General features: G+C 71.2%; 15 protein-coding genes and 1 pseudogene. 8 read left to right on the top strand and 8 right to left on the bottom strand.

Features of this window, described 5'->3' with window-relative positions; all coding sequences use genetic code 11:
- Nucleotides 1–30 precede the first annotated feature (30 nt).
- Nucleotides 31–570: an NUDIX domain-containing protein gene (locus ACIP79_RS35905; RefSeq protein WP_383685904.1), complete on the bottom strand. Its 540-nt coding sequence runs from the start codon at nucleotides 568–570 to the stop codon at nucleotides 31–33.
- A 297-nt stretch (nucleotides 571–867) separates the two neighbouring features.
- Between ACIP79_RS35905 and ACIP79_RS35900 the strand changes: the two genes are divergently transcribed.
- The 5 genes from ACIP79_RS35900 (at nucleotide 868) to glpK (ending at nucleotide 7,063) form a co-directional block, all read left to right on the top strand.
- A complete protein-coding gene (locus ACIP79_RS35900) occupies nucleotides 868–1,293 on the top strand; it encodes a Zn-ribbon domain-containing OB-fold protein (RefSeq protein ID WP_401230435.1) in 426 nt (141 codons plus the stop codon).
- A 28-nt stretch (nucleotides 1,294–1,321) separates the two neighbouring features.
- Entirely contained in the window at nucleotides 1,322–2,512 is a 1,191-nt protein-coding gene (locus tag ACIP79_RS35895; protein WP_401230399.1) for a lipid-transfer protein, read from the top strand.
- A 99-nt stretch (nucleotides 2,513–2,611) separates the two neighbouring features.
- Nucleotides 2,612–4,279 (top strand): EAL domain-containing protein, encoded by a 1,668-nt coding sequence (locus tag ACIP79_RS35890; protein WP_401230396.1) that lies wholly within the window; start codon nucleotides 2,612–2,614, stop codon nucleotides 4,277–4,279.
- A gap of 509 nt (nucleotides 4,280–4,788) precedes the next feature.
- On the top strand, nucleotides 4,789–5,529 hold the full coding sequence (locus ACIP79_RS35885; protein ID WP_401230393.1) for an MIP/aquaporin family protein: 741 nt from the start codon (nucleotides 4,789–4,791) through the stop codon (nucleotides 5,527–5,529).
- Nucleotides 5,530–5,542: 13 nt separating this feature from the next.
- Nucleotides 5,543–7,063, top strand: a complete 1,521-nt coding sequence (glpK, locus tag ACIP79_RS35880; protein ID WP_401230390.1) for a glycerol kinase GlpK — start codon at nucleotides 5,543–5,545, stop codon at nucleotides 7,061–7,063.
- 127 nt (nucleotides 7,064–7,190) lie between these two features.
- On the opposite strand, the gene ACIP79_RS35875 is transcribed toward glpK, so the two are convergent.
- The 5 genes and pseudogenes from ACIP79_RS35875 to ACIP79_RS35855 all read right to left on the bottom strand — a co-directional run bounded on the left by ACIP79_RS35875 (nucleotide 7,191) and on the right by ACIP79_RS35855 (nucleotide 15,246).
- Nucleotides 7,191–7,796: a GTP-binding protein gene (locus ACIP79_RS35875; RefSeq protein WP_401230388.1), complete on the bottom strand. Its 606-nt coding sequence runs from the start codon at nucleotides 7,794–7,796 to the stop codon at nucleotides 7,191–7,193.
- A pseudogene (locus ACIP79_RS35870) lies at nucleotides 7,777–11,392 on the bottom strand (hydantoinase B/oxoprolinase family protein). Before ACIP79_RS35870 ends, ACIP79_RS35875 begins: the two are co-directional and overlap by 20 nt.
- 24 nt (nucleotides 11,393–11,416) lie before the next feature.
- Nucleotides 11,417–11,818 (bottom strand): DUF742 domain-containing protein, encoded by a 402-nt coding sequence (locus ACIP79_RS35865; RefSeq protein WP_401230385.1) that lies wholly within the window; start codon nucleotides 11,816–11,818, stop codon nucleotides 11,417–11,419.
- Nucleotides 11,819–11,833: 15 nt separating this feature from the next.
- Nucleotides 11,834–12,274, bottom strand: coding sequence for a roadblock/LC7 domain-containing protein (locus tag ACIP79_RS35860; RefSeq protein WP_401230383.1), 441 nt, complete (start codon nucleotides 12,272–12,274; stop codon nucleotides 11,834–11,836).
- Nucleotides 12,271–15,246 carry a nitrate- and nitrite sensing domain-containing protein gene (locus ACIP79_RS35855; RefSeq protein ID WP_401230380.1) on the bottom strand — a complete coding sequence of 992 codons (2,976 nt, stop codon included), beginning with the start codon at nucleotides 15,244–15,246 and terminating at the stop codon, nucleotides 12,271–12,273. Before ACIP79_RS35855 ends, ACIP79_RS35860 begins: the two co-directional genes overlap by 4 nt.
- A gap of 590 nt (nucleotides 15,247–15,836) precedes the next feature.
- On the opposite strand from ACIP79_RS35855, the gene ACIP79_RS35850 reads away from it, so the two are divergent.
- Complete coding sequence (locus tag ACIP79_RS35850) at nucleotides 15,837–16,502, top strand: hypothetical protein (protein WP_401230377.1); 666 nt, start codon at nucleotides 15,837–15,839, stop codon at nucleotides 16,500–16,502.
- 136 nt (nucleotides 16,503–16,638) lie between these two features.
- Here ACIP79_RS35850 and ACIP79_RS35845 read toward each other — a convergent pair whose 3' ends face one another.
- The gene (locus ACIP79_RS35845) at nucleotides 16,639–17,913 is read right to left on the bottom strand and encodes an NAD(P)/FAD-dependent oxidoreductase (protein WP_401230374.1); all 1,275 of its coding nucleotides are present in this window, start codon (nucleotides 17,911–17,913) and stop codon (nucleotides 16,639–16,641) included.
- 223 nt (nucleotides 17,914–18,136) lie between these two features.
- A complete protein-coding gene (locus ACIP79_RS35840) occupies nucleotides 18,137–18,457 on the bottom strand; it encodes a bifunctional 3-phenylpropionate/cinnamic acid dioxygenase ferredoxin subunit (RefSeq protein WP_387186954.1) in 321 nt (106 codons plus the stop codon).
- A 238-nt stretch (nucleotides 18,458–18,695) separates the two neighbouring features.
- On the opposite strand from ACIP79_RS35840, the gene ACIP79_RS35835 reads away from it, so the two are divergent.
- Together ACIP79_RS35835 and ACIP79_RS35830 are read left to right on the top strand one after the other, a co-directional pair.
- Complete coding sequence (locus ACIP79_RS35835; protein WP_401230372.1) at nucleotides 18,696–19,529, top strand: IclR family transcriptional regulator; 834 nt, start codon at nucleotides 18,696–18,698, stop codon at nucleotides 19,527–19,529.
- 325 nt (nucleotides 19,530–19,854) lie between these two features.
- Nucleotides 19,855–22,311 carry an FAD-dependent oxidoreductase gene (locus ACIP79_RS35830; protein ID WP_401230370.1) on the top strand — a complete coding sequence of 819 codons (2,457 nt, stop codon included), beginning with the start codon at nucleotides 19,855–19,857 and terminating at the stop codon, nucleotides 22,309–22,311.
- Nucleotides 22,312–22,314 lie beyond the last annotated feature (3 nt).

The raw sequence follows: 22,314 nt of genomic DNA, 5'->3' as shown, positions 1-22,314 counted from the left end.
GCCCGCGACACGTGCCTTCGGCGGGCCGGCTCAGTACCGCCCGTCGAACCAGGCCTGCGCCGCCAGGGTGTGCAGCGGGAAGGCGAGTTCGGCCGGTCTGCGCAACAGGTGCCAGCCCGTTGTCTCGTCGGTGGCGGCGGACGGCGGAAGTTCGGCGGCGGGGCGTTCCGGCAGGAGTCCGAAGAGCAGCAGGTGTCCGGCCGGGGAGCTCATCGCGTCGGCGAGCCGTACCTCTCGGCCCGCCGCGTCGATGCCCGTCTCCTCCTTGAGTTCCCTCACGACGGCGTGCCGCCAGTCCTCCCGGTGGTCGATGAACCCGCCGGGCAGCGCGATGCCCCCGCGCGCGGGGGCGATGGTCCGGGTGATCACGACCAGGGAGGTGCCTTCGGCGTCGTACACGGGCTGGATGGCCACGGCGACCGGCAGGGGGTTGCGGTAGGCCACGGCGGCACAGACGTCGCAGGTGCGGGGCCAGCCGGAGACGCCGTCTTCGTAGGGCGCTCCACAACTCGAACAGTGCGAGTCCGGCGCGAAGTCGGCGGGTGGGTGCGGGGTTGCGGATGCTGACACGCCGCGGACTGTATCGGATCACCCGAGGGGCATCCCCAGGGGAGGCCTTTTGGTGCTCGCTGCCTGTCGAGGGTGGACGGACCGACGCTGTCGGCACGGCAGTTGGTGCGCCCCGGGTCGCGAGGAGCGGCCGGAACCACCCCCGTGGGCCCCGGCCGTCCCTACCGATACTCCGACGCCCGGGACGCCCCTGTGGTTCTCCTCGACGCCTGCCCATTTCACGTCGCCCGTGGCACACTCCTGACGTTCCGTCAGATCCACTGCCCTGGAGGGGTCTTGTCGCGTTCACGCACACCAGTGGTCGCCGGATGGTCCACCGGAGAGGGCCACGACTTCCGTCTGCTCGGTACGCACTGCTCGGCATGCGCCTCGGTCTTCTTTCCCCGCGAGGACGCTTTCTGCCGCAACCCGGGCTGCGCGGGCGGCGAGCTGTCCGAAGTGCCGTTGTCTCGGCGAGGCACCATCTGGTCCTACACCGACAGTCGGTACCGGCCTCCGTCACCGTATGTGAGCGACCCGGAACTCTCGTGGGAACCCTACGCGTTGATCGCTGTGGAGCTGGAACGCGAGCGGATCGTGGTCCTCGGACAGTCGGTTCCCGGGATCACCGCCTCCGACCTGACGGTGGGCATGGAGGTGGAGGTCGTCCCCGGTGTGCTGAACGAGGACGAGGAGACGACGTGGACGACATGGCGTTGGCGGCCGACGGAGCCGACGGCGTGAGGGGCTCAAGGCGTACGGGGGTGACGGCATGAGCGGTGAGGTGGCGGTGCTCGGCGCGGGCATGCACCCATGGGGAAAGTGGGGGCGCGGCTTCGTCGAGTACGGGGTGGCGGCGGCGCGCGCGGCGCTCGCCGACGCCGGTCTGGAGTGGCGGGACATCGGCTCGATCGTGGGCGCGGACACCGTGCGCGGCGGCTATCCAGGGTATGTGGCCGGGGCGACGTTCGCGAAGGCGCTCGGCTGGCAGGGCGCGCGGGTCGCGAGTGTTTACGCGGCGTGCGCTTCGGGGGCGCAGGCCGTCAACACGGCGCGGGCGCAGATACTTTCAGGTCTCGCGGAGGTCGTCCTCGTGGTGGGCGCCGATGCGGCGCCCAAGGGGTTCTTCCGCCCGGCGGGCGGAGACCGGCCGGACGATCCGGACTGGCTGAGGTTCCGCGTCCTGGGGGCGACCAATCCGACGTACTTCGGGCTGTACGCGCGGCGGCGGATGGCCGTCCACGGGGACACCCTTGAGGACTTCGCACAGGTCAAGGTGAAGAACGCCGCATTGGGGGTGCTGAATCCGAACGCCAGGTACCGGAAGAGGGTCACCGCCGAGGAGGTGGCCGACTCCGCTGTCGTCGCCGACCCGCTGCGGCTGCTCGACATCTGTGCCACCTCCGACGGCGGCGCGGCCGTCGTGCTGTCCAGCATGGCCTTCGCGCGGCGCCACGGCGTCGCGGATCCCGTGCGGATCCGCGCCGTGTCCACGGTGACGCCCCGCTATCCCAACACCGTGCTCGATCTTCCGGACATCGCCACGGACTCGGCGGCCGCGGTGGAGCCCGCGGCCGGCACCTTCCGTACGTCCATCGCGCGGGCGGCGTACGAGGAGGCGGGCATCGGCCCCGAGGACCTCTCCCTCGCCGAGGTGTACGACCTGTCCACCGCCCTGGAGCTGCAGTGGTACGAGGACCTGGGGCTGTGCGCGGAGGGCGGCGCCGCGAAGCTGCTGCGGGAGGGTGCCACGGCGCTGGGCGGGCGCATACCGGTGAACGTGAGCGGCGGTCTCGCCTCCTTCGGGGAGGCGGTTCCCGCGCAGGCCATCGCCCAGGTGTGCGAGTTGACCTGGCAGCTGCGGGGCACCGCCGGTGACCGGCAGGTCGCGGGGGCCCGGGTGGGGATCACAGCGAACCAGGGGCTGTTCGGGCACGGTTCGTCGGTCGTCGCCGTGCGGTGACCCCGTCCGCGCCCGTACCCACTGTGACGAGCTGGAATTCCCGCGTGAACAGCGCGTGAATCGCGCCTGGGTGTGCGCCGGGGGCGCCATTATGCTGCTGTGCCCTCCTTGTCGGATACGCTCCGCTTCGCCTTTCAACCGGTCGTCAATCTGACGACCGGAGGAGTCGCCGCTCTGGAGATACTCGCCCGCCCGGAAGCCGGTGACATCCTGGCGCAGGCCCGCCGGGACCCCGAACTCGACGGTCGGCTGGCCGCGTTGGCGATCCGTGCGGCGGCCCGCAAGGAGACCCTGCTGCCACTGCACGTCAACGTGTTCGCCGGGACCCTTGCCGACCTCGGCGGGCTCGCGGCACTGCGTGACGCGGTGCGCGAGACCGGACGCCGGCCGTGGGAGGTGACGGTCGATGTCGGCCCGCCGTACACACACGTGCCGCAACACGCCCTCCTGGACGCGGTTTCCGCATTGCGCGGCGAGGGTTTCCGGATCTGCGCGGACGGGGTGGGCGACGGTGACGTACCCCTGCGGCTGCTCACCGATCTCGCGCCCGAGCTGATGAAACTCGATGCGTCCCTGCTCTCCCGGCCCGCGGCGGTACGGGCCATGCGGACGCTGTGCGAGGAGTTGGGCGCGCTGCTGTCCGTCGAGGGGGTGGAGACCGAGTCCCAGTGCGCCGCGGCGGTGTCGGCGGGCGCCCAACTGGCCCAGGGCGATCTGTTCGCACCGCCCGCACGGCTGCCCGCGACGGAGGTATACGTTCCGGCCCTCTCCCCCGGTGCCTTCGAGACGCCTCGGTCGGGTCCGCCCGTACGCCAGTTCGTGCGGCCCGCCGCGCTGCTGCCCGCCACGGCCTCCGCGGGGCAGGTGCGGGCGCTGCTCACCGGATCGTCCGACGTGTCCGGGGTGCTACTCGTGGACGACTCGGGGGTTCCGGTCCGGTCGGTGCACCGGTCCCGGTTCCTGCTGTCGATGTCGGGACGCTACGGGCACGCGCTGTACGCCGACAGACCGGCCGCGAAGCTCGGCGATCCGCCTCGTACGGTCGGGGTCGACGCCACCGCCTGGGAGGTCCTCGACGTGGTGGCGGACGGGGACCGGGACCGCACGTCCGACGATGTCGCGGTCGTCGACCGGTACGGGCGGTGCGTGGGCGTCGTACGTCTGGCGGATCTCGTCCGGGCCCTGTCCGAGAGCCGGGTCGAGGAGGCCGCGAGGCTCAATCCGCTGACGCGGCTGCCCGGTTCGGACGCCATCACGGACGAGGTGGACCGGCGGATCGCGGACGGCAGGATGTTCGCGCTGAGCTGGCTGGACGTCGATCACTTCAAACAGGTCAACGACGGGGCGGGGTTCGCGGCGGGCGACGATCTGATCCGGGCTGTGGGCCAGGCTCTCCAGCACGCGGCGTACGGGGGGACACGGGTGGGGCACATCGGCGGGGACGACTTCCTGGTCCTCGCGGACCCGGACACTCTCGATCCGCTGGCCGTCTCGGTGCTCGACACACCCTGGACGGTCGGCGGCCGGACGATCACACTGTCGCTGGCCACGGTGGTATGCGTACCCGGCAGCGTGAGCGACCACCGACAGGCCGCCGCCTGCCTGGCACCGCTGAAGCAGGCCGCGAAGGCTCTGAGCGGGGCGAGTTGGGTGCTGGGGCGAGCGGGACTGCCGGGCCATGAGATCCGTCGTGGGACGGGGGCGGCGCCGCCTGATGCCGGGTTCGGATGGGTCGACCGCGCCGGGAGCGACCGACTGACGAACTGACAAGTCGATTCCCCGACTTGTCGGCCGTACGGCGACAGCCCCCGGCTCCCCGCTGCCCGCTGCCCGCTGCCCGCTGCCCGCTCAACGGCACCCGGCACCCGGCACCCGGCACCCGGCCGAGAACGCACGGAAACGCACCGCCCCAAGCGAACGCCAACCGCCCGCAGCCGACCATTTTCGGCCAGGACCGGTCCCCCGGTACCGTCCCCGGCACGCCTCCAACCGTTGCTGTCCTCGACCTTGACGGCCTCTGGACGCCGGTGAACACTTCCGGGTGTCAGTCGGTATCGCCGCATTCAGGCGTCTTCACGCACCGCGGCGCTCGGGTCTGCGACCTGTGACCTGGGCCATCCCCACGGCGATCCCACTGCGACGGCACGCTCATCACGGATACCGGGCGGGGAACGGGACCTCCTTGCCCTCGGCTGAAACAGCCATGGGAAACGTGGGTAACGCATCCCGCACGGTGGTCCGGAGCCGATCGCCCCGGGCCAGGCCTAGGAGCCGCCATGAGCAACGCGGACATCTTTGTGGGCGAGTTCATCGGCACCGCCATTCTGATCCTGTTCGGCGCGGGCGTGTGCGCCGCGGTCACCCTCAAAGGGTCCAAGGCGCGGGGCGCGGGATGGGTGGTCATCGCTTTCGGTTGGGGCTTCGGCGTGCTCGCCGGCGCGTACACCGCCGCGCCGCTCTCGGGCGGCCATCTCAACCCGGCGGTCACCGTCGGGTTCGCCGTCGAGGGCTCCACGAAGTGGGAGGACGTGCCCTTCTACGTCCTCGGACAGTTCGCCGGAGCCATCATCGGCGCCGTGCTGTGCTGGCTGCTCTACCTCGGCCAGTTCAACCTCAACGCCGAGGAGGAGGAGTCGATCGAGACCCTCGGGATCTTCTCGACCCGGCCCGAGATCAACAACCCGGTGCAGAACCTGATCACCGAGATCATCGCGACCGTCGCCCTGATGCTGCCCATTCTCGCCATGGTCGGCGGCGACAAGCATGTGGCGGGCATCGGGGACGCGGGCCTGCCCGTCCTGCTCATCGCCCTCCTCGTCGTCGGCATCGGCCTCTCGCTCGGCGGCCCCACGGGGTACGCCATCAACCCGGCCCGCGACCTGGGGCCGCGGCTCACGCACGCACTGCTGCCGATTCCCAACAAGGGCACCTCGGAGTGGGGTTACTCCTGGGTCCCGGTGGCAGGACCGATCGTCGGCGCCGTCATCGGGGCCCTGATCTACAACGCAGCATTCTGACGAAGGGGACGTCATGACGGACCATGCCGAGAAGTACGTCGCCGCAATCGACCAGGGCACCACCTCCAGCCGCTGCATCGTCTTCGACCACGGCGGAGCGATCGTCGCCGTCGACCAGCGCGAACACCGCCAGATCTTCCCCAAGCCCGGCTGGGTGGAGCACGACGCCACCGAGATCTGGTCGAAGGTGCAGGCGGTGGTCGCCGGTGCGATCGCCAAAGCGGGGCTGCGCGCGGACCAGTTGAGCGCCCTCGGGATCACCAACCAGCGTGAGACGACGGTCCTCTGGGACCGCGCCACCGGCAAACCCGTGCACAACGCGATCGTCTGGCAGGACACCCGTACGTCCGCCCTCTGCGGCCGACTCGGCGGCACGGACGGGCAGGACCGGTTCCGCGAACAGACCGGGCTTCCGCTGGCCAGCTACTTCTCCGGGCCCAAGGCCGCCTGGCTCCTCGACAACGTGCCGGGGCTGCGCGCGCGTGCCGAACGCGGTGAGATCGCCTTCGGCACCATCGACTCCTGGCTGATCTGGAACCTGACCGGCGGAACGGACGGCGGGCGGCACGTCACGGACGTCACCAACGCCGGTCGCACCATGCTCATGAACCTGGAGACACTCCAGTGGGACCGGTCCATCCTCTCCGCGATGAACATCCCCGAGTCGATCCTCCCCGAGATCAGGTCGTCGGCGGAGGTGTACGGCACGGCGGTGGGCCAGCTCGCGGGGGTTCCCGTCGCGTCGGCGCTGGGCGACCAGCAGGCCGCGGTGTTCGGGCAGGCCTGCTACGACGTGGGTACGGCGAAGAACACGTACGGCACCGGCAGTTTCCTGCTGCTCAACACTGGGAACCGGCCCGTTCCCTCGAAGAACGGGCTGCTGACGACCATGGGGTACAAGATCGGATCCGAGGCGCCGGTCTACTGCCTCGAGGGATCGATCGCGATCACCGGCGCGTTGGTGCAGTGGTTCCGCGACCAGCTCGGCATCATCCGGGACGCCGACGAGATCGAGACACTGGCGGCGAGCGTCGACGACAACGGCGGCGCGTACATCGTGCCCGCGTTCTCCGGCCTGTTCGCGCCCTACTGGCGCTCCGACGCGCGGGGTGTGGTCACCGGGCTCACGCGGTACGTCACGAAGGCGCACCTGGCCCGCGCGGTCCTGGAGGCGACGAGCTGGCAGACGCGTGAGGTGGTCGACGCGATGTACCAGGACTCCGGGGTGCGGATCACCACCCTGAAGGTCGACGGCGGCATGACCAGGAACGGTCTGCTGATGCAGCACCAGGCGGATGTCCTAGGGGTGCCGGTGATCCGCCCGAAGGTCTCCGAGACGACGTGTCTGGGCGCCGCCTACGCGGCCGGACTCGCGACCGGCGTGTGGAACGACCTCGACGAGCTGAAGTCGCACTGGCGCAAGGACGTCGAGTGGACGCCCTCCATGGAGGCCTCGGTGCGTGACCGCGAGTACCACAACTGGCGCAAGGCGGTGGAGAAGAGCTTCGGCTGGCACGAGGACGACCCGAGCTGAAACAGGGCTCCACGCGCGCGTGCGTTTCCCGTGGGCCACGCGCGCGTGCACGACCACGGCCCGTACCCCGGTCGGCGGGGGTACGGGCCGTGCCTGTGGGCGGCCGGCGGTGCCCGGTTGCCGGGGGTCAGGTCGTGACGGGCTGACGCCGGCCGGAAGCGGACGCCATGGCGTGCTCGACGACGCCGATGAGGACCTCCTTGGCGGAGTCCCGGTCCCTCGCGTCGCAGAGGACGACGGGCACGTCGGGGTCGAGGTCGAGGGCCTGGCGGACGGTTTCGGCGGGGTACTGGGCGGCGCCCTCGAAGCAGTTGACGCCGACGACGAAGGGTATGGCGCGCCGTTCGAAGTAGTCGACGGCCGCGAAGCAGTCCTCCAGGCGTCGGGTGTCGGCGAGCACGACGGCACCGAGCGAACCGGTGGCGAGCTCGTCCCACAGGAACCAGAAGCGGTTCTGCCCCGGCGTTCCGAAGAGGTAGAGGACCAGGTCCTCGCGGAGGGTGATGCGGCCGAAGTCCATGGCGACGGTGGTGGTGTGCTTGCCCTCCACACCGCTGGTGTCGTCGACGGGGCGGCCCGCCTCGGTGAGCACCTCCTCGGTACGCAGTGGCTTGATCTCGCTGACCGCGCCGACGAGGGTCGTCTTGCCCGCGCCGAATCCACCGGCCACGAGGATCTTGAGGGTGACGGGCTCGACCGGAGGCTTGCCGCGCTCAGAACGCCCGAAGATCATCGGTCTCTTCTCCTGCTTGATGGGGGGTCGAGCGGCGGTGGGCCGTAGCCACCGCCGCCGGGGGTTTCGATGACGAGTACGTCGCCGGGGCCGACGTCCGTCGTGTCACTTCCGCCAAGTTCGGTGACCGTTCCGTCGGCGCGCTCCACCCGGTTGGCACCGAGCGCGCCGGTCTCGCCGCCCGCCATGCCGTAGGGCGGCACCCGGCGGTGCTGGGAGAGCGTGGACACGGTCATGGGCTCCTGGAACCGGATACGGCGTACCACGCCGTCCCCGCCGCTCCAGCGCCCGGCGCCACCGCTTCCGCGGCGGACGGCGAACTCGTCGAGCCGTACCGGCAGCCGCCACTCCAGTACCTCGGGGTCGGTGAGCCGTGAGTTGGTCATGTGGGTCTGGACGGCGGACGCGCCGGGGAAGCCGTCGCCCGCGCCGGAACCGGAGGCCACGGTCTCGTAGTACTGGTGCCGCTCGTTGCCGAAGGTGACGTTGTTCATGGTGCCGGATCCCTCGGCCTGCACGCCCAGCGCGCCGTACAGGGCTCCGGTGATCGCCTGGGACGTCTCGACGTTGCCCGCGACGACGGCGGCGGGCCTCTCGGGCGAGAGCATCGAGCCCGACGGCACCACGATGTCCAGCGGGCGCAGACAGCCGTCGTTGAGCGGGATGTCGTCGTCGACCAGGGTGCGGAACACGTACAGGACAGCGGCGTTGACCACCGCGAAGGGCGCGTTGAAGTTGGTGCCGAGCTGCGCGGACGTACCGGTGAAGTCGATGGTGGCGGCGCGCTTGGCACGGTCCACGCCGACGCGGACCCGGATGACGGCCCCGGAGTCGGTCTCGTAGGCGAACTCGCCGTCCGGCAGAGTGTCGATCACCCGCCGTACCGCTTCCTCCGCGTTGTCCTGGACGTGCTTCATGTACGCCTGTACGACGTCGAGGCCGAAGTTGTCGATCATGCGGGCGACCTCGTCGGCGCCCTTCTGGTTGGCGGCGATCTGGGCGCGCAGGTCGGCGAGGTTGGTCCGCGGATTGCGCGAGGGATGGGGCGCCTCGGTGAGCAGGGCCAGGGTCTCGTTCTCGCGGAATCGGCCGTTCTCGGCGAGCAGCCAGTTGTCGAAGAGGATGCCCTCCTCGTCGATGGTGCGGCTGTTCGCAGGCATGGAGCCCGGCGCGATGCCGCCGATCTCGGCGTGGTGGCCGCGCGAGGCGACGTAGAACAGAATCCGCTCACTCTCCGTGTCGAACACCGGGGTGATCACGGTGACGTCGGGGAGGTGGGTGCCGCCGTGGTAGGGGTCGTTGACGGCGTAGGTGTCTCCCGGGCGCATCCCGTCACCGCGCCGCCCGATGACCTCCTTGACGCTGGTGCCCATCGAGCCGAGGTGCACGGGGATGTGCGGGGCGTTGGCCACCAGGCTGCCGTCGGGGGCGAAGAGGGCGCAGGAGAAGTCCAGCCGCTCCTTGATGTTGACCGACTGGGCGGTGGACTCCAGGCGGGCGCCCATCTGCTCGGCGATCGACATGAAGAGGTTGTTGAAGACCTCAAGGAGAACGGGGTCCGCTTCCGTACCGATTTCGGAACTCTGCGTAATCGCCGCGCGTTCCATGACCAGATGCCCGTCGCCGGTCGTCGCGGCCCGCCAGCCGTCGTCGACGACGGTCGTCGAGCCGGCCTCGGTGATGACCGCGGGCCCGGTGACCGTTTGGCCGGGCGGGAGTTCCGCGCGGCGGTGCAGGGGTACGTCGCGCCAGGCGCCGCCGGTGTGGAGGGCGGCCGTCTCCGGTTCGGCGGAGGGGTTTTCGAGGACGGCGAGGGCGGAGAGATCGGGGGGTTCGGTGAGACCGGTGGCTTCCACGGAGAGGGCTTCCACGACGACCGGACGGTCGAGGGTGAAGGAGTAGGTGGCGCGATGGCGTTCTTCGAAGGCGTGGGTCATGGTGCCGGGCTCGGTGAGCTCGACGGTGAGAGCCGTGTCCGTGCCGTCGTAGCGGAGTTGGGCCCGCCGGGTGATCCGGATGCGGCCCTCGGGCACCTCCTCAGCGAGGAGTTCGGCGCGGGCCGCGCCCTCCAGGTCGTCCGCGGTCTTCAGGACGGCGGGCATCGTGGAGGCCTCCAGGGGCATCTCCACGGACTGTTCGCGCATGGCCGTCGTGTCGGCGAGTCCGATTCCGAGGGCGGACAGCACACCGGCCATGGGCGGCACGAGGACGGTGCGGATGCCGAGCGAGTCCGCGACCATGCACGCGTGCTGGCCGCCGGCGCCGCCGAAGGTGGTCAGCGCGTACCGGGTGATGTCGTGGCCCTTCTGGACCGAGATCCGCTTGACGGCGTTGGCGATGTTGGCCACGGCGATCTGGAGGAAGCCCTCGGCGACCTGCTCGGGGGTGCGGTCGTCTCCGGTCCGCTCACGGATCTCGTCGGCGAGCGCGGCGAAGCGGTCACGGACGATCGCGTCGTCGAGCGGCTGGTCGCCGTCCGGGCCGAACACGCGCGGGAAGTGGGCCGGCTGGATCCTGCCGAGGGCGACGTTGGCGTCGGTGACGGTGAGCGGGCCGCCGCCGCGGTAGCAGGCGGGGCCGGGCTCGGCGCCGGCCGAATCAGGGCCCACGCGGTAGCGGGAGCCGTCGAAGTGGAGCAGGGAGCCGCCGCCCGCGGCGACGGTGTGGATGTCCAGCATCGGCGAGCGCAGCCGGACCCCGGCGAGCCGGGTGGTGAAGACCCGCTCGTACTCCCCGGCGAAGTGCGACACGTCCGTGGAGGTGCCGCCCATGTCGAAGCCGATGACGCGGTCGAAGCCGGCGAGCTGCGACATCCGGGCCATGCCGACGATGCCGCCCGCCGGCCCGGACAGGACGGCGTCCTTGCCGCGGAACTGGCCGGCTTCGGCGAGACCTCCGTTGGACTGCATGAACATCAGGCGGACGCCCTGGAGTTCGTCGGCGACGTGCTGGACGTAGCGGCGCAGCACGGGCGACAGGTAGGCGTCGACCACGGCGGTGTCTCCGCGCGGGACGAGCCTCATCAGCGGGCTGACCTCGCTGGAGAGCGAGATCTGCGGGAAGCCGGTGCGGGCAGCCAGCTCACCGACCGCCTTTTCGTGGGCCGGGTGGAGGTGGCTGTGCATGCAGACGACGGCCACGGCGCGGATCCCGGAGTCGTACGCCTCCTGGAGGGCGCCCGCGAGGGTGTCCAGGTCGGGGGCGCGCAGGACGGTACCGTCCGCGGCGATCCGTTCGTCTACCTCGACGACCCGCTCGTACAGCAGTTCCGGCAGTTCGATCGCGCGGGCGAAGATGCGTGGGCGGTTCTGGTAGGCGATGCGCAGGGCGTCGCGGAAGCCTCGGGTGATGACGAGGAGAGTTCGCTCGCCCTTGCGTTCGAGCAGGGCGTTGGTGGCGACGGTGGTGCCCATCCGGACGGCGTCGATCTCCGCGCCCTCCTCGAGGAGCTCCCGTACCCCGGCGACCGCCGCGTCGGTGTATCTGGCGGGGTTGTCGGACAGCAGTTTGTGGGTGAGGAGGCTGCCGTCGGGGCGCCGCGCGACGATGTCGGTGAAGGTGCCGCCTCGGTCGACCCAGAACTGCCAGCCTGTCACGTCTGTTCCCCGCTTCCGCCCTGCTCAGAGCGCCCGGAGGCCGTTGATCACATCGCGCAGAATACTCTCGTCCGGCAGCTCGGCGGGGGGTACGGGACGTGTCACGTGGACCATCTCCTCCTCCACGAGGTCCCCGATGAGGACCCGTACCACCCCGACGGGAAGGTCGAGTTCGGCGGCGAGTTCGGCGACCGACTGAGGGGCGTCGCGGCAGAGTTCGACGATGTCCACGTGTTCCGGGGACAGCGACTGGTCCGCCTCCGGATCGTCGGCGTACGACTCCGCCACGACGACCGCGATCAGGTCGAGGCGGTGTTGGGCCGGACTGGTGGTGCGGCCGCGTGTCATGGCGTACGGACGGACCACCGGTCCGGCCTCGTCGTCGAACCAGTGGGGTCTTTCCTGACCGTCTCCGCTCCCGCTCACGCTCATGTCACCTCACTACCCACCCGCGGGCAGATCGGTGCGTGGGGCGGCGGCCAGATGTACGCCGACGCGCTTGACCAGGAGGGTCATTTCGTACGCGACCTGCCCGACGTCCGAGTCGGCGTCCGAGAGGACGGCCAGGCAGCTGCCGTCGCCCGCGGCGGTGACGAAGAGGAAGACCTCGTCCAGTTCCACCACCGTCTGGCGGACGCTGCCGGCTTCGAAGTGACGGCCGACGCCCTTGGCCAGGCTGTGGAAGCCGGAGGCGACGGCGGCCAGGTGCTCGCTGTCCTCCCGGGGCAGGTCCTTGGAGACCCCCGTGGGAAGTCCGTCGCCGGAGAGCACGATCGCCTGGCGGATGCTGGCGACGCGGTCCACCAGATCGTCGAGAAGCCAGTTCAGCTCCCCCGACGTGTTGCCGTTCGCGGTGGGCCCGTCGGCCTTCGGTGCGGTCATCGACCGTCCCCCTTTTTCGTTCCTGGTGCTGTGCCGTCGTGGGGCTCGTCGCCCCCGGCGTTCTCCTCGCGGCCACGCTGCCAGCCGCGCTGGAGCGAGGCCATCCTGCTGCGTACCTCGTCGGCGTCGCGTTCGGCGGGGTCCGCGCCGTTGCCGGTACGGGCCCAGTCGCGGTCGGTGCGCCGCTCGGGGTCGTTCTTCAGTTGCGGGGCCAGATTGGCCTGCCGGACGCGGCGGGGCAGTGGCCCCGCGCCCTGTTCGTCCCCCGCCGTCGCGGCCTCGGGGCGCGGGACGGTCCCGGAAGCCGGGTCGCCCGGGCCGGGTGCCGAGGCGGCGCGACGGCCGCGTTGGGGCAGTGCGGGGGCCTCTCGAAGCTCGGCGGCCCCCCGGATCTCGGGTGCCTGGCGGCGGCCGGAAGCCTCGCGGGGCCCGGGGGCCCTGGTGAGACCGCGGGAGTCCGGGAGTTCGCCGCCTCGGCGGTCGGGGAGATCGGGGTTGCCGCGCCGCGCCGAGGTTTCAGCGCGCTCGACACGCCGGGCCGCGAGCGGCTGCGTGGCGTCGGGCTCCGCCACACCGCGTCGCTCCCCCGACTGCGGGCCCGCCGCAGGCTCCAGGCCCCTGTCGGGCTCGGAATCCTCTGCCGCTCCCCCGGCGGCCTCGTCGCGGCGCGATCGTGTCTCGGCCACCGGCCGACCGTGGGAGCTGACGAGCTTGGGGGCCCTACGCCGGGGCAGCGGCACGGGGCCGTCCGGCTGGCCGGCGTCACCGGCTCGGGCGGGCTCGCCCCGGCTGTCGCGGGCCTGCTGGTGCTGTTCGCCCGTGACACCGGTGATGGAGCGGCGCGGCCGGAACAGACCGCCGCCCTCGGTGTCGTCGTCGCTCAGGGCGCCGGGGAAACCGCTGAGGGTGTCCAGGTCGACCGGTGCCTCCAGTTCGACAGGCCCGTCCAGGATCGACGCGGGCAGGCCGGGGAGGCGGGCCGGGAGCTGGGAGGACGCGGTCTTGAGATCCGCTTCGACCTCGCCCTCCCTGGTGGGCAGCACCCGGTCGAGGCGGAAGCCGATGCCGTTGGTGTCGGGGACCTCGTCGGTGAGCAGCGCGTCCGGGATGAAGACGACCGCGGTGGTGCCCCCGTACGGGGAGGGCTGGAGGGAGACACGGACGTTCTGCCGCTGCGCGAGGCGGCTGACCACGAAGAGGCCGAGCCGGTCGGTGTCGGAGAGCTCGAACTCCGGGGTCTCGGCGAGCCGCAGGTTGGCGTCGAGGAGTGTCTCGGCCGCCATGCCCAGACCGCGGTCGTGGATCTCCAGTGTGAAGCCGTTCGCGACGCGCTCCCCGAGGACCTGGACCGCGGTGTGAGGGGGCGAGAACACCGTGGCGTTCTCCAGGAGTTCGGCTACGAGGTGCGTGAGGTCGGCGACCGCCGGGCCCGTGACGGCGACCCGGGGCAGTCGGCGTACCTCGATGCGCTCGTAGTCCTCGACCTCGGCGACGGCGGCACGGACGATGTCCATGAGCTGAACCGGCTTGCGCCACTGCCGGGACGGGGCGGCCCCGGAGAGGATGACCAGCCCCTCGGCGTGCCGGCGCATGCGCGTGGTCAGGTGGTCGAGGCGGAACAGGTCGGCGAGTTCGTCGGTGTCGTCGGTCCTGCGCTCCATGGTGTCGAGCAGGGTGAGCTGCTTGTGCAGCAGGACCTGGCTGCGGCGGGCGAGGTTGACGAAGACCTCGGAGACGCCGTCGCGCAGTTCGGACTGTTTGACGGCTGCCTCGACGGCGGCGCGCTGGAGGGTGTTGAGGGCTTGGCCGACCTCGCCGATCTCGTTCCTGTCGTACTCCAGCCGCGGCACCTCGGTCTCGATGTCGACCTCTTCGCCCGCGGACAGTCGGCGCATGACGCTGGGCAGCCGGACGCCGGACGCGTCGTGGGCCTCCAGGCGCAGCCGGCGCAGGTCACGGATGAGGCCGCGGCCGATGCGCACCGACATGAAGAGCGAGAAGAGCACGGCGATGAGGCCGAGGACTCCCGCGATGGCCGCCTTGAGGATGACGCCCATGGCGACGGGGTGGACCCGGTCCTGATAGCGGTCGGTCGCCTGGTCGTTGAGCGTGCCGAGTTCGCCGAGGACGTGTCCGGCCGCGGTGTCCCAGCTCTTCGCGGTGACGCCGCTGGGCGATCCCGGCTCGGAGGTGACGACGGCCTGCTCGGCGACGCGCAGGGGCGCGGTGTCGGCGTTCTTCCAGTAGCGCTCGAAACGCTCGCGGTCCGAGGAGGGCAGCAGCGGCAGGCTCAACTCGTACATCAGGGAGCGCTGGGCCATCAGGTCGGAGGCGTCGCGGATCTCGTCCTGGGTGATGCGGCCGGCGACGAGTGCGGAGCCGAGGAGGGCATCCTCGCGGGAGAGGAGTTCACGGGCCCGGGCGAGGTTGACCAGGGCGCGGCCCTGCTTGTCCATCTCCACGTTGTTGAGCAGATGGATGTTGGTCATCAGGACATAGCAGGGGTCGATCAGCCGGTTGTAGAGGTCGAGCGACTGGGACCGGTTGACGGTGCCCTCCTCGACGCTCCGGCGCAGCGAGTCGATTCCGTCGAACGCGTCGAGGATCGTGGTGAGGCGCTCGGACGTGCCCGCGCCCATGTCCTCGCGTACTTCCCCGTTCCTGGCGTTCTCGCGGACCTTCCCGACGGCGTCGTCGGTGGCGGTACGGCTGCGCCTGAGGGCCGCGAGGGCGTCGGAGGCACGGGGATCGGCCAGATAGACGAGAGTCTGACGGCGTTCCTGCTGGAGGACGCGGACGGCGTCCTCGGTGGGATAGCCGATCTTCTCCACGACGTCCGACACCTTGAACAGGTTGTTGGCCTCACGCCCGGTGAGGACCGTCGCGAACGCCCAGATCGCGGTCAAGGAAACCAGCGGCACCAGGAGCAGCGCCACGATCTTCCGGCGGATGGACTTCCCGCGAAAGCGCATGGCCTCCCCCAGCTCGACCCCCTCCGGCCCGGGGGTACACATGTGCGTCAATAAACGGCGTGAGCCTACTACCGACGCACGGGGAACTCGAAGACCTGTCCAGGAGCGCCCACCTCATCCAGGGAACGAAACATGGGGAGTTGTCCGTTCATTGAGGGAGATTGCCTCCCTGAATCCGGCATCGGGGCCGGATCGCATCGGAGAGGTGGACATCGCCAGTTGGCCGGAATTCTTCGCTTCTTGGGAATCTTCGGTGCACGTTGTTCGTCTTTCTGTACGGGAGACGGGGGTGGAATCGGCCACAGGAGCCGTATGCCGCACCCAGGCGGCGTAATACAGCGCAAGCCGGGCAGCCAAAGGGGAGCCGGAGTCAGCTGACACCGGTGCGACAGGTCTGCTGGGCGGTGGGGAGTGACGGGTTGATGGGCACGGCGGAGCGGAGCGGGGCGCCGGGGACCAGCGTTGCGGAGCTCGAGGCGGTACAACCAGCCAGACAGGCACCGGATCACGGCATCCCGGCGGACGGGCACGATCGGTTGGACGGGCGACACGGGGCGACGGGCGGGTACGGCGAAGTGGACGGGCAGGGCGTGGCGGTGGCTGGGCGCGGCCACACGGACGGGCTGGACAGGACCGCGGAGAGGCACAGCCGCGCGGAGGAGCCGGGCGGGCACGGCCCGACGCGGAGCCAGCCGCACAGCGGTGCGAGGGAGACGTCCGGCCATACGGAAGGACGGCGCCACGCGGCGGACCCGCGGGGCACCTCACGGGAGTACGGCGCGGCGAACACGCAGGGCACCGCACAGCGTCACGGCGCGGCGGAGAGGCGGGTTCCGGAGGCGGAGGACCGCGAAGAGCGGGTGTACTACCGGCCGTTGTGGGTCGAGGAGCCCGCGACCAGGCGACGGCTGCCCGACCCGGTGCGCACGGCGGCCGTGCGGGCGCTCCTCATCATCTCCGTGACCCTGATCCAGGCCATGGTGGCCTTCCTGTCCACCCTCGCGGGTTCATGGCTGGCCTTCCCGATGGTCCTGAGCAGCGTCGCCAGCACGGTCGTTGCCACCTGGGCGGCCCTCGACGTGTGGGTGACCCGCCAGGTGTGGAACCAGCGCAACGGAGTGGTGTCGGTACCGAGCAGCACCGCGCGGGCGCTGCGGCGCGAGCGGCGCAAGGCGCGGCGGCACGCGCGCACGGACCAGCGTGCCCAGGAGCGGATACGCAGGCAGGGCGGAGCCGGCCGGCTGTCGCACTCCTAGGCGCGCGCCGCCCACGCCCGCGGCGCGGACCACCGGGGCGAGTCGTACGGTGGCCGCTCGTTGGGTCACGGTGCCGCTCGTTGGGTCACGGTGCCGCTCGGCGGGTCGCCGTGCCGCCAACTGGCCGCTCAGGTCGTCACCGTGCCGCCGGTTCCACCGGGCCGGCGTCACGGGCGAGTTCGCGGCGTGCTCGCGTGAACGGGCGTGGGCGGTCGACCGAGAGGACGGCTGTCGTACGGCCATCGCGTTCGTAGTGGGCCAGGAAGCCGCCCTCGGCAGGTGCGCCGTCATCAAGGGCGCCCTCCGCGATACGGACGGTGTCGGCCGGGTGTCGTCGGCCCGCGAACTGGATGCGTGCGCCGTACTGGTCGGACCAGAAGTAGGGCAACGCCCGCGCGGTGTCCACGGTGCGTCCGGCGAGCAGGTTGCGTACGGCGACGCGGGGTTGTTCGGTGGCGGAGGTCCAGTGCTCGGCGCGCGTTCCACCGACGCGGGCGACGTCCCCGACAGCGACCACCTGTGGAAGCCCGGTCACACAGCCGTCGTCGCACACCACGCCGTCACGCAGGGCGAGCGTCGAGCCCGCGAGCCAGCCGGTGTTCGGGCCGGCCCCTATGCCCACGATCACGACGTCCGCGGGAAGGGTCCGGCCGTCGGCGAGCCGCACGCCGGTGACCGTACGCCGTGACTCGCCCCCCTCGTCGGTCTTCCGCCCGGCGGTGGAGTCACGGCGCGGGGCCGCGGCGGGGTCGGCGTGCGACAGCGTGGCGCCGCTCCCCCGCAGGCTCTCCACACCGATGCCGGTGAGAAGGCGGGCGCCGCCCCGGCGGTGCAGGGCGGCACACACGGCGGCCATGTCGGGGCCGAGTTGGGGAACGAGGGGCAGCGGGGCGGCCTCGACGACCGTGACGTCGTGGCCGAGCACGGTGCACGAGGAGGCGGTCTCGGCGCCGATGAAGCCGCCCCCGATGACGACGACTTGGACGGGGCCCCGGGTGAGTTCCGCGCGCAGGGCACGGGCGTCGTCGAGGGTGTGCAGCGTGTGGACGCCGGCGAGGCCGTCGCCCGGGAGACGGCGGGCGGACGCGCCGGTGGCGATGACCAAACCGTCGGTGGAGACGGTGCGGCCGTCGTCGAGGAGGACGGTGCGGGCGCGGGGGTCGAGCCCGCGGGCACGTACGCCGAGAAGCCACTCGGCGTCGAGTCCGGCGCTCTCCTCGTCGTCGGCGAGGGCGAGTTGGTCCTCGGCGGCGCGGCCGGTGAGGAAGTCCTTGGACAGGGGCGGTCGGTCGTAGGGCCGGTGGGGTTCGTCCCCGACGATCACCAGTCGTCCGTCGAAACCCTGGGCTCGCAGTTCACGAGCCGCGTACAGGCCGGAGAGGGAGGCGCCGACGACGGTCACGGTTCTCATGAGACGCGCCCTGGTACCGGGACACCAGGTACACCACGGGCGAGGCCTGCAGCGTCGCCGGCACGCGGGGCGGTGTGGGACCCATCGGCGGCAGGCCGGGCGGGGTTGGCCCCGTCAGCCGCACGCCGGGCCGAGTGGGCCCCGTCGGCGGCACGCCGGGCCGAGTGGGGGCCGGGTGGTCCTTCGGGAGTGATCCGCTCATCGTCGGAGGCGGGCTCGTACGTCATGCGGCGGTGCCCTCCTCCGCGGCCAGGTGGACGTGGATGACGCCGTCGTCGACGGTGACGCGATGGGTGCGGACGGGACGGCGGGCGGGCAGGCACGTCGGCTGCCCCGTGCGGAGATCGAATGCCGCGGCGTGCAGCGGGCATTCGACGAGACAGCCCTCCAGCCAGCCCTCGGAGAGCGAGGCGTCCTGGTGGGTGCAGGTGTCGTCGATGGCGTACAGCTCGCCGTCGGCGTTGAACACGGCGATGGGCGGCGTGCTCTCGATACGGACGGATTCGCCCACGGGGAGGTCTTCGAGGCGGCAGACGGGAATCATGGGCCCCCCTCTCGGTCCGGACACGTCGTCCGGCCGCTCAGGTCCAGTTGGTCCGGGAACCGCGCTGAGGTGCTCGTCTTCGAGCCCTGTCGGGTTCCGGACGCTTCGGTAACATGATGTTTCGCATGGCGCACGAGGGAGCGCTATGCGCAACAGAATCCGCGCGGGGGTCCCGTCAAGTCAAGGGCTTCCCGCCGATGCGGCTCAAACAGGGCCGCCAGGTGGTGAGAGTTGAGTCATGACCCGCACTCAGAAGTCTGAGCCGACCGAGCGGACCGGGGCCCAGGGGGCGACGGCGGAGAAACAGAGCAGGGCGGCGGGCAGTGCCGTCCAGTCGGTGGACCGCGCCGTGAGCGTGCTGGAGATCCTCGCGCGGCTCGGCGAGGCGGGTGTCACCGAGATCGCCGACGAGCTGGACGTGCACAAGTCGACCGCCTTCCGGCTGCTCGGCGTCCTGGAGAACCGCGGTCTCGTGGCGCAGGCGAAGGACCGCGGGAAGTACTACCTGGGGGCCGCCGTCCTGCGCCTCGCGGGGGCGGCGGCCGTGCGGCTGGACATCTCGCAGGAGGGCGTTCCGGTCTGCCGCGAACTGGCCGACGAGCTGGGCGAGACCGTGAACATAGCGGTCCTCGACGACGACGCGGCGGTCAACATCATGCAGGCCCGCGGCGCCGCCTCCGTCACCGCGCAGAACTGGCTGGGCAGACGCACACCCCTGCACGCCACCTCCAGCGGGAAGGTCCTCCTCGCGCACCTTCCGCCCACCTTGCGCGAGGGGCTGCTGGCCCGCCCGCTGCGGCGGTTCACCGAGCGCACCATCACCGGCACGGCCGCGCTGCGCTCCGAACTGGAGGCGGTCGTCGAGCAGGGCTACGCGTTCGCGATCGAGGAGCTGGAGCTGGGCCTGGCGGCGGTGGCCGCCCCGGTGCGCGCCCACGACGGCAAGGTCATCGGCGCCATCAGCACCTCCGGGCCGGTGTACCGGCTGGACTCGGAGCGACTGCCGGACCTCGCCAAGCGCACGGTCGCCGCCGCGGGAGAACTCTCTCGCCGGATGGGTTACGGCTTCTGACGCCGGCTGCGGCGGACACCGGGCGACGGTGAGCGTCTCGCCGCCGGCGCACGGCGCGCGGCACCAAGACACCGGGACACCGGGACACCGGGACACCGGGACACCGGAGGGTCCGGAGCCCGGAATCACCCTGCTCCGCACCCCTGTGTGTCAGCCACGTTTCGCACCCTCCGTTCCTTTTGCCAAGGGTTAACCCCCGCCTCTTGACGACCCCATGACGGCGTTCTCAATATGTTCCTCATCACGCAACCCATCGTGCATTGCGCAACAGCAGAGCAATTCCACTGGTTGAGCGCGTCCGCTCCGTACCCCGGCAAGGAGGGGCATGTCCAGCACGACCGAATCCCGTCCCCGTGTGGTCATCGTGGGCGCCGGCATCGTGGGCTGTTCGCTCGCCGACGAGCTGACCGCCCGCGGCTGGAGAGACATCACCGTGCTCGAACAGGGGCCGCTGCCCGCGCCGGGCGGCTCCACCTCACACGCGCCGGGTCTGGTGTTCCAGACGAGTCCGTCGAAGACGCTCACGGCGTTCGCCCGATACACGGTCGAGAAGTTCAACTCCCTCGCGGTGGACGGGGTTTCCTGCTTCGACCAGGTCGGCGGACTGGAGCTGGCGACCACCCCGGAGCGGCTGGCCGACCTGCATCGCAGGGCCGGTTACGCCACTTCGTGGGGAGTGCGCGGCGAGATCGTCAGCGCGGCCCGCTGCAAGGAACTCTGGCCGCTCATCGACGAGTCGGTCGTTCTCGGCGGCTTCCACACACCCGACGACGGGCTGGCCCGCGCCGTCCTCGCAGCTCACGCCCAGCAAGCACGGGCCACCGAGAAGGGCGCCCGCTTCCTGGACCGCCACACGGTCACCGGCATCGAGCGGGAGAACGGCCGGGTCACCGCCGTCGTCACCGACCGCGGCACCTTCCCCGCCGACCACGTCGTCTCCGCCGCCGGTTTCTGGGGCCCGGTCATCGGCCGCATGGCCGGAGTCGACGTACCGCTGCAACCACTGGCCCACCAGTACGCGAGGACGAAGCGGCTCCCCGAACTGGCCAGGGCGCGGGCGGAGGCCTCGAAGCCGATCCTGCGCCACCAGGACCGGGACCTCTACTTCCGCGAGCACCACGACCGTGTCGGCATCGGCAGCTACGCCCACAAACCCCTCCCCGTGGACCCGTTCGCGATCCTCCCCTACGACGAGGCGCGCGCGAACGACATGGAGATGCCGTCCTCGTTCCCCTTCACCGACGAGGACTGGGCGCCGAGTTGGGAGGACTGCCGCGAGCTGATCCCGGCGCTGCGCGACACGGAGATCGAGGAGGGCTTCAACGGCGTCTTCTCCTTCACGCCCGACGGCATGCCGCTCCTCGGCGAGTCACGGCAACTCCGCGGCTTCTGGCTGGCGGAGGCCGTCTGGGTCACCCACTCCGCGGGGGTCGCGAAGGCGGTCGCCGAGTGGATGGTCGACGGACGCGCCTCCATCGACCTGCACGAATGCGAGTTGACGCGGTTCGAGGAGGCGCAGCGCTCACCGTCGTACGTCCGCGAGCGCGGTTCGCGGCAGTTCGTCGAGGTGTACGACGTCCTGCACCCGCTCCAGCCGATGGAGCAGCCCCGTCCGCTGCGTGTCAGTCCGTTCTACGCGAGGCAGCGGGAACTCGGCGCCCGGTTCCTGGAGGGCGGCGGCTGGGAGCGTCCGCACTGGTACGAGGCGAACGCCCCGCTCGTCGACGCGCTCGCCCCGGTCCCCGAGCGTGATGCCTGGTCGGCCCGCTACTGGTCGCCCATCGCTGCGGCCGAGGCGAAGGCGACCCGCGAGAGGGTCGCCCTGTTCGACATGACTCCGCTGCGCCGCCTCGAAGTCACCGGTCCCGGCGCGCTCGGCTTCCTCCAGCGCATGACCAGCAACAACCTCCGCAAGAAGCCCGGCGCGGTCACGTACACCCTGCTGCTGGACGAGACGGGGGGCGTGCGCTCCGACCTCACCGTCGCGCGGCTGGCCGTCGACCGCTTCCAGGTGGGCGCCAACTCCCCCGCCGATCTGGACTGGTTGAACCGGCACGCGCCGGACGACGTGCACGTCCGGGACATCACCTCGGGCACCTGTTGCATAGGCGTCTGGGGCCCGCTCGCCCGCGACCTCGTCCAGCCGTTGACCCGCGACGACTTCTCGCACGAGGGCTTCGGCTACTTCCGCGCCAAGGAGGCCCACGTCGGGCATGTCCCGGTGACGGCGATGCGCCTGTCGTACGTCGGCGAGCTGGGATGGGAGTTGTACACCAGCGCCGACCTCGGGCTGAGGCTCTGGGACACGCTGTGGGAGGCGGGCCGGGAGCACGGGGTGGTCGCGGCCGGGCGTTCTGCGTTCAACTCCCTTCGCCTGGAGAAGGGTTACCGCGCCTGGGGCGTCGACATGACCGACGAGCACAACCCGTACGAGGCGGGCGTCGGTTTCGCCGTCCGCATGGACAAGGACGGGTTCGTCGGCCAGGAGGCGCTGCGGGGGATCTCTCGGAGCGAGCCCACGCGCAGGCTCACCCCGCTTCTCCTCGACGATCCATCCGCCGTCGTCCTCGGCAAGGAGCCGGTCCATGTCGACGGCGCCCCGGCCGGCTACGTGACCAGCGCCTCGTACGGCTACACGCTGGGCCGCTGCGTCGCGTACGCCTGGCTGCCGGTGTTGCCGGCCGGTGCGGGCGTGCACATCGAGTACTTCGGGGAGAAGATCCGCGCGACCGTCGCCGACGAGCCGCTGTTCGACCCGAAGATGACCCGCATCCGCCGCTGACAC

Source organism: Streptomyces sp. NPDC088747 (genome assembly GCF_044751025.1).
Taxonomy (GTDB): Bacteria; Actinomycetota; Actinomycetes; order Streptomycetales; family Streptomycetaceae; genus Streptomyces.
The sequence above is the reverse complement of the archived record's forward strand: the minus strand, read 5'-3'. Positions and strand labels throughout refer to the sequence as shown.

Excerpts from the sequence above, each read along its gene's own strand:
- ACIP79_RS35895 (WP_401230399.1), top strand. The coding sequence starts at position 1,322 with ATGAGCGGTGAGGTGGCGGTGCTCGGCGCGGGCATGCACCCATGGGGA.
- ACIP79_RS35835 (WP_401230372.1), top strand. The coding sequence starts at position 18,696 with ATGACCCGCACTCAGAAGTCTGAGCCGACCGAGCGGACCGGGGCCCAG.
- glpK (WP_401230390.1), top strand. The coding sequence starts at position 5,543 with ATGACGGACCATGCCGAGAAGTACGTCGCCGCAATCGACCAGGGCACC.
- ACIP79_RS35830 (WP_401230370.1), top strand. The coding sequence starts at position 19,855 with ATGTCCAGCACGACCGAATCCCGTCCCCGTGTGGTCATCGTGGGCGCC.
- ACIP79_RS35840 (WP_387186954.1), bottom strand. The coding sequence starts at position 18,457 with ATGATTCCCGTCTGCCGCCTCGAAGACCTCCCCGTGGGCGAATCCGTC.
- ACIP79_RS35855 (WP_401230380.1), bottom strand. The coding sequence starts at position 15,246 with ATGCGCTTTCGCGGGAAGTCCATCCGCCGGAAGATCGTGGCGCTGCTC.
- ACIP79_RS35885 (WP_401230393.1), top strand. The coding sequence starts at position 4,789 with ATGAGCAACGCGGACATCTTTGTGGGCGAGTTCATCGGCACCGCCATT.
- ACIP79_RS35860 (WP_401230383.1), bottom strand. The coding sequence starts at position 12,274 with ATGACCGCACCGAAGGCCGACGGGCCCACCGCGAACGGCAACACGTCG.
- ACIP79_RS35875 (WP_401230388.1), bottom strand. The coding sequence starts at position 7,796 with ATGATCTTCGGGCGTTCTGAGCGCGGCAAGCCTCCGGTCGAGCCCGTC.
- ACIP79_RS35845 (WP_401230374.1), bottom strand. The coding sequence starts at position 17,913 with ATGAGAACCGTGACCGTCGTCGGCGCCTCCCTCTCCGGCCTGTACGCG.